Raw genomic sequence first — 6,884 nt, forward strand, 5'->3', positions numbered from 1 at the left:
GCTTACTCTGTCAGAAGTTGACCTGCCTTCGGACAGTGTTTAGCTCTTTTTCTCACCCACTCTGTCCGAATCCACCCCAGGTTCAGTCACACTTTTGCTCTTGCCCACCAACTCTGTCCGTGTTTGACTGGCTTTCACTTTTATAACAAAAGTTCCTATAATCTCTCCACAAGTTCCTGCTTTTCCCTCTGAATATCCTCTAATTCTATTTTCTTTTCCTCAGACTGTGCCTCCAGCTTATTCAATATACCTGTCACTCTCGCAAGGTGGCCTCTAGCTTGTTCCAACGAGCGTTGGATTTTCCCCTGGACCATATAATCCGCGATAAACCCATCAAAGAAGAAGTCAGCAAACTTTAACATTCCGGAGATATCGATATCAACAAATACCGTTTCTTGAACATCCAATAATTCTTTTTGGAACTCGCGCATGCATCTTTGTGCTTGATGAAGATGGGCCTCCGCCTCATCAATCTTTTGGTGCTTGACCATACCTGCAATCGTTCCACCACCAAACAAATCCCATGTCCCCCAACCTTCTGCTTTATCAAGCGAACTCACAGCATCACTTAGTGCGTCCTCTACACGCAATCCGGCCTGTTTCGCTTCTTCTAGTTCCTTTATATACGCATTCAGCGCCCCTTCCTGCTCACTCAACCCAAACACTTTGGCTGCGAAAGGAGAGCTACTTACCTTGATCATATCTTCTTTTTTCAAAAGAAGTTGCTGATACTCCGCTTCAACGTGTTCCAAGTTTTTTAGATTGTTCTCGAGCACACTCATCGCTTGATTGATTTCCTTTTTTGTTTTTATCGCTTCTTCGAGCTTGTGCTGTGCAGCAATCATTTCTTGCTTTTCTTTTGATAGTTTTTCTTCCTTTTTGCCAGATAAAGTAGCAATTAACTTTGTTAAACCGAAGCGCTCTAGCCTTTCGACATCCTCCTGCTCTGTATAAAACTGATATTGAAGCAAATCAAGCTTCTCCTCAATCGTTTCTAATTCTCTCTCATAATCCGCAAGCTGCCCCTCATATTTCTCCTTCTTCCGTAATTCCCCTTGGATCGCAACTAGCTTTGCATTTATCTCCGTGTACACAAGAACTCCCCCAAATTTGTTTTTGTATCTTTTACGGCAAAAAATGGAAAAAGTTTCATTTTACAAGATACTCATATAAATTGATTCCCGAACTAAATAAGGTCAAAAGTCTATGAAAATCAATTTGGGGTCACTCTAATCTCTAAACAAGACTAAAGACCTATCCATAACCAAAAATTAATCCCCATTACTTAATTACTAATTTCTTTAAAGTAGTTAAAATGATTAAAAGTCCTTTATTTCTTTTTTACAAGAGAGTGGGTTGATAATATGTCTATTGGAAAAGTGATTTACTATCATCGAAGAAAGCAAAATAAGACACAAGAACAGCTTTGCCATGGTATTTGCTCCGTTACACACTTAAGTAAAATAGAAAACAATGTGAAAGACGCCAATCCGAAAACACTTCAGCTGTTATGTGAAAGATTGAAGATTTCTATGGAAGAAGAAAACAAAAAGAATGAGCTCATCAGACAGAAGTTGGATTTGTTTTATGAGTCCATCGAACGACTGCATCAAGAGAAGGCAACTGTTTTATATAAGGAATTGCAGGGGTATAAAGAATATGCCCATTGTACGGACATGATTTATCTTTTTGAATTATATATGCTCCGCTATTACCTTTCTCTAGAAGACTTTCGAGCTTTTGAAAAGTCTTCAGCAGGCATTCATAGGTATGCTTCAAAGTTTTCAGCCTTTGAGTCCTATGTTTGGGATTTACTCCAGGGGATTTATTATGGAAAAATAGAGCAATATCCTAAAGCTCTTCTCTATCTTTCTCGTATTGAAGGACAGGCAGACCAGTATCAGACAAAAATTTCCGAGTATTATTATTTTCGTTCGGCCTTACACGGGCATTTATGCCACTACTCTTTATCCATTCACTATGCCTATAAAGCCTTGCAAGTTTTTCAACATACAAACAATTTTCTACGAATCGTTTATATTAAAATGATTTTGGCCGTTAATTTTATCTATATCGGTGAGTTTGAAAAAGGCAGCGAGATCCTTCTTCAGATTTTAACCGAGGCGGATTTGCTTAAGGATAACGAAACAAAGGCTCTATCCCTTCATAATCTCGGTTTTTTATTTTATAGACAAGGGGATTTAGAAGAAGCGGTAAGCCATTATACACAAGCGCTACAGTTCAAAGAGATGCACTCCTCCTCTTATTACATCACGATTTCTTATCTTGCGGAGGCGCTGATTACTCATTCACAAAATGAGGCAGCGGTGGACCTTTTAAAAAATACACTAACTTCCATAAAGGATCAACGGTCACCACGCTATATTGAATTGAACATCCTCTATTTAGAAGCAACTGGACAGAAAAAGCTGCTGATCCAATATCTGATAAAATATGGTCTAGCCATTATTGAAGAGCATATGCCAACTGATAGGGGAAGTAAATATTTACAGATGATTGCTACTTATTACGAAGAACAACAGGACTTTCGTTCGGCGAATCACTATCTTCGAATCGCTAACCAGCACCTCAAGAATCAGCTTTTCAACATCGGGTCACCTGTTGAACTCAAAAAAGCGAATGTACATAACGACGCAAATATAAAAGATTAACAGGATAATTGCTTAAAGCAATTGTCCTTTTTTGTCGATTTCATTAAATTGTCCCAAGTATTAGATTTAGATAAACCCGCAGTTTCCATCCATTATTCACGCGATTTTCTACCTTTGTGGTTCTCCATCCCCTACCAAAAGTGATAATTGTCCCAATTAACAGACTATTTAATCCCCTCTATACTTTTAAAGTAGTAAGAGAATACAAGGCTTTTTAAAAAGAAAAGGAGAATGTGCATGAGTAGAAAACCGAGGATGAAGAAATACTTTACAGCGATGATGACGACTGCTCTTCTAGCTGTACCTACCCTCCAAGCACTTGCTGATGACTCTAGTAAAAGTTTCATAAAGTCAGCAGATGGCATGACGGAACTCGCAAGTCTTCAAGGGATTAACGCAAAAGCGAGTACAGGAAAGCATGTCATCACGCTTATTACTGGGGACGTGGTTACCGTAACAGAATTAGCAGAGGGAAAAAGTGTCATCAGTGTGGAACCTGCAGATCGAGCTGGAGGTGGAGCACGTATTATGACCATCAACAAAGATACTTATGTCATACCTGACCAAGCGATGCCCTATTTAGCAGCAGGCTATTTAGATAAGGATCTATTCAATGTCTCTACTCTCATTGCTGACGGTTATGATGATGCCACGCAAAAGACTTTGCCTGTCATTATCCAATATTCAGATTCTAAAGCTCGCTCAGCTGCACCAAAACCTACGCCAAAAGGGGCCAAGCAGACACATGTACTAGAGAGTATTAATGGTGTAGCCCTTTCTGCAGATAAAAAAGAAGCGAAAAATTTCTGGATGGACATCACCCATGGAGCACAACAAGCAAAAGCATCTAGAGCTGCATTAACTCCGGGGATGAAAAAAATCTGGCTTGATGGCAAAGTTGAAGCAACGCTTGAACAAAGTGTTCCGCAAATTGGCGCACCCACTGCCTGGAAAGCCGGTTATGACGGAAAAGGCGTAAAAGTAGCGGTGCTTGACACAGGTATTGATTCAGAGCATCCAGATGTTGCTGCACAACTTGAAGAAGCAAAAAGCTTTGTTCCTGGCGAGGATACCCTCGACCACCATGCACACGGTACACACGTTGCTTCCACAGTACTTGGAACAGGTGCAGCATCAGATGGAAAGTATAAAGGGGTTGCACCAGGGTCACGTCTTCTAGTTGGAAAGGTACTAAGTAATGAAGGCTTTGGGCAAGATTCTTGGATCATCGATGGAATGGAGTGGGCTGCCCACCAAGCCAAAATTGTCAGCATGAGCCTAGGTAGCAGCGAGGTCAGTGACGGAACCGATCCAATGTCTCAAGCAGTGAATGAACTCAGTGAAGAAACTGGTGCTTTGTTTGTCATTGCTGCCGGGAACACAGGCGCTGAAGGCATTGGCGCACCAGGGGCGGCAGATGCGGCTCTTACAGTTGGTGCGGTTGACAAATCTGATCAGCTTGCATGGTTCTCCTCCAAGGGACCTCGTAATGGAAATTCAGGTTTAAAGCCTGACCTTACTGCACCGGGGGTAGCGATTACAGCGGCACGCTCTCAGTATGCGACACAGGGTAGCGGCTCTTATCTGACAATGGACGGCACATCAATGGCGACCCCACATGTGGCCGGGGCAGCAGCCATCCTCTTACAGCGCCATCCGGATTGGAACGGTAAACAATTGAAAGATGCCCTAATGAGTACTACTAAAAAGTTGGATGCAATTAAACCATTTGAGGGCGGAACGGGTCGACTGGATGTAGCCGCAGCTACATTGGGTACAGTTCATGCCACTGGTTCAATCGACTTTGGATTTTTTGACTGGCCACATGAGGGAGATGTTCCAGTTGAAAAGAAAGTGACTTATACAAACGACAGTGACCAGCCTGTGACACTAGATCTTTCTGTATCAGTTGCAGATACTAAAGGATCAGATACTCCTGCTGGATTGATTAAGCTTTCAACTGACAAAGTGACTGTTCCAGCTAAAGGCAATGCAGATGTTACAGTCACTCTTGACCCGCAGCTAGGTGTGCCCGGCGCCCGGTACCAAGGACAGCTTTCTGCTAATGCAAATGGCCAAACGGTTGCACATACAGCAATCGGCATGATTAAAGAAGAGGAAAGATATCCGCTTACGATAAAAGCAACTGATCGTGACGGATCTCCTACCCTTGCGTACATCAACCTCCTTGGTCCGAACGGTGAACCGCAGTTTATGGCAGTGGACGGCACAAAAGAATTACGACTACCGCCTGGAACCTATTCTGTCATGTCTCTGATGGATGTTGACGTGAATACAGATCATGCAGGAGTTGCACTTGTCGGAAACCCAGAAGTCAACCTTGATGGTCCGCAAACGGTTGAACTGAATGCTCGTAAAGCCAACGAAATTACAGCAAAGATTCCTAAGGAGACCGAAGCGACTTTCCGAAAAATGGAGTATTTCCGCACGATTAATGGAAACACGGTAAATGACCTTTATCTCCTACCTGTCTGGAAAGATCATATGTATGCGGAGCCAACGAAAGCAGTGAAAAGTGGAGATTTTACCATGAACACACGCTGGCGCCTTACTGAGCCATTGTTGACCCTTAACTACCAGGGCCAAGATCTGGATGATATTCCACAGGCGGGAAGTACCCTTCTAAAGGGAAAATACAATTTAGATGCCGTCTATGCTGGCAAAGGAACACCTGAAGATTATAAAGGGCTGATTGTGAAGGATAAAGCCGTTATCGTTGAGCGAAGTGATGAATTATCTGGTTCAGAGAGAGCTGCAGCCGCCTATGCAGCTGGTGCCAAGCTCTTGATTACGGTCAATGATGGACCGAAGGAACTAAGCGAATGGGTAGGAATTGAAAATGAAGATTATTCTCTATCAAATACTCCTATCGCAGTTGCTGCTATTAGTGGCACTGAGGGCGAAAAACTGATTAAAGCTGCCCGCTCAGGACATTTGAAACTAAACGTCAATGGGAATCCTGACAGTGAATTTGTTTATGACCTTGTGGATAACCACGATCATGCTATTCCAAAGGATTTAACCTATTCACCTAAAACGAAAGATCTTGTAAAAATTAATGCTACTTATAAATCTGACCGTCCGGCGCCAGGATCGGAATTCCGTTGGGAAATTCCGTCCTACCGCACATTTGGAGTAGGCTACCCAATGATTCTATCACTTCCATCCGTTAGGACAGAATGGGTATCCGCTCAAGAGGGTACATCCTGGTACCATCAGGCTAAAGTGGAAGATGCGCAATGGGAGGTTCGTCAACCATTAGCGAAATACAAGCCAGGTCAGCAATTTGCGGAAGAATGGTTCTCCCCTGTAGTCCGCCCTCGCTTTGGTGAAGGCTTCTGGGTCCCTTATCGTTCAGGGAACAGCCTTATTTTAAATGTACCTGCTTGGGCTGATTCAGGAGTAGGTCACACCGGTGCAGAGATGAATTGGCCAGGTGAGCAGACACTCAAGTTTTATCAAGGCTCTACTCTCGTCAAGGAAGCAAAAAGTCAGGCACTATACTTATTTAAAGAGTTTCCAACTGAAAATACTCAGTACAAATTAGTCAGTGATGTGACTCGTAATGCAGACCGCTGGCATACATCCGTTCGTACACATACCGAGTGGACATTCTGGTCTAAGAAGCAAGAAGAATATCAAACAAATTTACCGCTGCTTTCACTTGATTATAAAGTAGATACCGACATCAACGGTGACGCTATTGCCGGACGTGCTACTAAGCTGAGCTTGTCTACTGTTCAAATCGCGGACGCACCAGGTAATGGTAAAATTAACGGGGCTTCTCTAGAGGTTTCGTTTGATGAAGGAAAGACTTGGGCAAAGGTTGAGTTGGTTCCGGAAGGCAAGGGCTGGACAGCCACCATTAAGCATCCAAATAAGCCAGGCAGCTTTGTCTCCCTACGAGCAAGTGCCTCCGATGATGCTGGCAACAGTATTACTCAGGAGATTATTAAGGCGTATGGGTTGAGATAAGATCGATCGTAATTACGAAAATAAAATAAGATTTTGGGAGGCTGGCCATTATTAATGGCTAGCTTTCTTTTTTTATCCTGTCGATGATGTATTGCCTTTTGACAGTGTTTGGATTTTTTTCATCTACTCTGTCAGAAGTTCACTGACCTTTTGACTATGTTGCTCGCTTTTCCTCTAACTCTGTCAGAAGTTCCCCTATCTTCTGACTATGTTACT

The 6,884-nt window shown here is 42.8% G+C and carries 3 protein-coding genes; 2 read left to right on the top strand and 1 reads right to left on the bottom strand.

Annotated features, from left to right (window positions below; all coding sequences use genetic code 11):
- Positions 1 to 155 precede the first annotated feature (155 nt).
- Entirely contained in the window at positions 156 to 1,094 is a 939-nt protein-coding gene (locus ABES03_RS25435; protein WP_430121966.1) for a hypothetical protein, read from the bottom strand.
- A gap of 270 nt (positions 1,095 to 1,364) precedes the next feature.
- On the opposite strand from ABES03_RS25435, the gene ABES03_RS25440 reads away from it, so the two are divergent.
- Positions 1,365 to 2,672, top strand: a complete 1,308-nt coding sequence (locus ABES03_RS25440) for a helix-turn-helix domain-containing protein (protein WP_430121968.1) — start codon at positions 1,365 to 1,367, stop codon at positions 2,670 to 2,672.
- Between the two features lie 237 nt (positions 2,673 to 2,909).
- The gene (locus ABES03_RS25445; RefSeq protein WP_430121970.1) at positions 2,910 to 6,668 is read left to right on the top strand and encodes a S8 family serine peptidase; all 3,759 of its coding nucleotides are present in this window, start codon (positions 2,910 to 2,912) and stop codon (positions 6,666 to 6,668) included.
- The last annotated feature ends 216 nt before the right edge of the window (positions 6,669 to 6,884 follow it).

The sequence above is a fragment of the Neobacillus rhizosphaerae genome (assembly GCF_050477885.1).
Lineage (GTDB): Bacteria > Bacillota > Bacilli > Bacillales > Cytobacillaceae > Neobacillus > Neobacillus rhizosphaerae_A.